The 760-nt window shown below is 36.2% G+C and carries 1 protein-coding gene; it reads right to left on the bottom strand.

The window, feature by feature from the left end; genetic code table 11:
• Nucleotides 1-166: 166 nt before the first annotated feature.
• Complete coding sequence (locus FLJC2902T_RS09360) at nucleotides 167-562, bottom strand: response regulator (protein WP_023579552.1); 396 nt, start codon at nucleotides 560-562, stop codon at nucleotides 167-169.
• Between the last annotated feature and the right edge of the window lie 198 nt (nucleotides 563-760).

The raw sequence follows: 760 nt of genomic DNA, 5'->3' as shown, positions 1-760 counted from the left end.
CAGTGCTAATCCTAAAATCTATGGCAAAAAAAAAGCACTCCAACTGTCGCAGACTTTCAGTCCATAGTGTTTTGTTAGGCAAGGATTGGTTTTTATCTGATAAACTGGATTCTCAAAGGTGTGTGACTTTGCAGAGCCGGGTATTTGATTTGCAGTTGCCGACGGTCTAAAAAGCTATGGCGAGGTTTTCTATTTTTTCTTTTGTAAGTGGTTTTTCAATAAAATCCGTAACATACTTTGACTTTTTTGCTTTTTTGATGTCTTCGGGGTCGATGGAGGAACTGAGCATGAAAATTTTGCTCAATGATTTTACCGACTTAGGCAGTTTTGCAAAACGTTCCAAAAATTCAAAACCGTCTATTTTAGGCATTTTTATATCGAGCAAGATGATTTCGGGCAATTCTGTCGGTTTGCTTATTTTGTCTGAAATATAATCGAGACCTTCTTGGGCGGATTCCAGCACAATAACATCGTTAACCTGAATGTTCTTCTGAAGTACCATTTTGGCAATCAAACGGTCGAAAACCGAGTCGTCTATGATTAATATTTTTTTCAGTCCCATGATTTCTAAATGGTTGCGTAAAAACTTGGTTACGATTTTATGGGCGTTCTCATGTTTTTTGACTTTTTCGGCGCAATTCGTTTTATAAGTCTTAACTACAGTTAATGTTTTGTTTTTCAGTGTGTTTTGTTATTGGCTTCTGAAAATTTTAAGCCACGGATTACACAAATTTACACAGATTTATTTTTGCAGATGCTT

Origin of the sequence: Flavobacterium limnosediminis JC2902, assembly GCF_000498535.1 — a bacterium.
Classification (GTDB): Bacteria; Bacteroidota; Bacteroidia; order Flavobacteriales; family Flavobacteriaceae; genus Flavobacterium; species Flavobacterium limnosediminis.
Note: the sequence above shows the minus strand (reverse complement) of the source record. Positions and strands in the feature narration are given on the sequence as shown.

Coding starts and splice junctions, on each gene's coding strand:
- FLJC2902T_RS09360 (WP_023579552.1), bottom strand. CDS start 562: ATGGGACTGAAAAAAATATTAATCATAGACGACTCGGTTTTCGACCGT.